Origin of the sequence: Paraburkholderia sp. SIMBA_027, assembly GCF_046535315.1 — a bacterium.
Lineage (GTDB): Bacteria > Pseudomonadota > Gammaproteobacteria > Burkholderiales > Burkholderiaceae > Paraburkholderia > Paraburkholderia tropica.
On the sequence record NZ_JAWRWY010000551.1, the window covers coordinates 1 to 273 of the forward strand.

The following is a 273-nucleotide window of genomic DNA, read 5'->3' on the forward strand; positions in this document are numbered from 1 at the left end:
GGCGAATATCGACGACGACGTCGAGAATTGCGCCCCGAAGGCAGCGCACCAGTTTTCCCTGGGCGAAGGGTGGCGTCTGGAAATGCAGGCCGCGCAGCGTGCCTGCTTGTCCCGAAAGCGACTCGTTGTCCTGGACGAAGGTGATGTCGGCGACATTCTCGCGAAACCATCCGTCCTTGAAAACCTCGGAAAAATAGCCGCGGTGATCGCCATGCCGCGCCGGCGTGATCTTCAGAATACCCTCGATCGTCGTGGTCTCGATACGCATGGTCT

Annotated in this window: 1 protein-coding gene; it reads right to left on the reverse strand. The window is 59.7% G+C overall.

The genetic code is table 11. The annotated features are described in order from the left end of the window. Positions 1–273: dTDP-4-dehydrorhamnose 3,5-epimerase family protein (locus tag SB764_RS40215; protein ID WP_410866783.1), on the reverse strand; the 273-nt coding region annotated here is incomplete at both ends.